Origin of the sequence: Bacillus sp. SIMBA_031, from assembly GCF_046535225.1 — a bacterium.
GTDB lineage: Bacteria > Bacillota > Bacilli > Bacillales > Bacillaceae > Bacillus > Bacillus velezensis.
Map to the genome: position 1 here is coordinate 1 of NZ_JAWRXC010000089.1, position 332 is coordinate 332.

Sequence of the window (332 nt, forward strand, 5' to 3'; positions counted from 1 at the left end):
CCCGCGGCAAGACGGAAAGACCCCGTGAACCTTTACTATAGCTTGACACTGAACATTGAGCCTTGATGTGTAGGATAGGTGGGAGGCTTTGAAGTGTGGACGCCAGTCTGCATGGAGCCGGCCTTGAAATACCACCCTTTAATGTTTGATGTTCTAACGTTGGCCCCTGATCGGGGTTGCGGACAGTGTCTGGTGGGTAGTTTGACTGGGGCGGTCTCCTCCTAAAGAGTAACGGAGGAGCACGAAGGTTGGCTAATCCTGGTCGGACATCAGGAGGTTAGTGCAATGGCATAAGCCAGCTTGACTGCGAGCGTGACGGCGCGAGCAGGTGC

The 332-nt window shown here is 54.8% G+C and carries 1 rRNA gene; it reads left to right on the forward strand.

Going from position 1 to position 332, the window contains the following annotated elements:
• Positions 1 to 332: ribosomal RNA gene (locus SB724_RS19635) — 23S ribosomal RNA — on the forward strand; the annotation flags it as partial.